This is a genomic window from Fructilactobacillus sp. X2R5C2, assembly GCF_059901375.1.
On record NZ_JBWXUX010000021.1, the window covers coordinates 1 to 268 of the forward strand.

General features: G+C 68.7%; 1 pseudogene. It reads left to right on the forward strand.

Going from position 1 to position 268, the window contains the following annotated elements:
• A pseudogene (locus AC6UD2_RS06785) lies at positions 1-268 on the forward strand (diguanylate cyclase response regulator); the annotation flags it as partial.

Here is a 268-nt window from a genome sequence, read left to right on the forward strand (position 1 = left end):
GGCGCAACCTGTTCCGCTGCTGTTCTTCAGCCACCATGAAGCCGACACCCCGACCCGCCTGGCGGCCGTGCGCGCCGGCGGCCAGGACTTTCTCACCGGCAGCCTGGAGGCTTCCAGCCTGCTGGAAAAGGTCGAGTTGCTGACCAACGCCGCCCCGCACGACCCCCTGCGTGTGCTGATCATCGACGATTCGCGCACCCAGGCCCTGCATACCGAGCGCGTGCTGGCCAGCGCCGGCATGGTCACCCGTAGCCTGACCGACCCGATC